The organism is Roseateles sp. AC306 (assembly GCF_979253795.1).
In genome coordinates, this window is sequence record NZ_CEEDEB010000135.1 from 1 (window position 1) to 240 (window position 240).

The 240-nt window shown below is 71.7% G+C and carries 1 pseudogene; it reads right to left on the reverse strand.

The features are described from left to right. Positions 1 to 213: pseudogene (locus AC0IZJ_RS28710) on the reverse strand (hypothetical protein); the annotation flags it as partial. Positions 214 to 240: the final 27 nt, after the last annotated feature.

Genomic DNA, 240 nt, shown 5'->3' on the forward strand with positions numbered 1-240 from the left:
CGCGTCGGCGTGGTCCACCATGATGGCGCGCAGCAGGTCGGGGTCGCACACGTCCACGCCGCGCTCGCCCAGGATGGTCTGTGCCACCAGGTCGCCGAGCGGGCGCTGTGCAGAGAGGACGGCGAGGTAGTCGCGGCGCATCGCCATCAACACGGGCAGGCCCCACCAGCGGGTGGGGTGGCATGGGAGGTCGTTCCAGGTCGGGGCTGTCATGGAGCTGAATGCTGCGCCGCCGAGCCC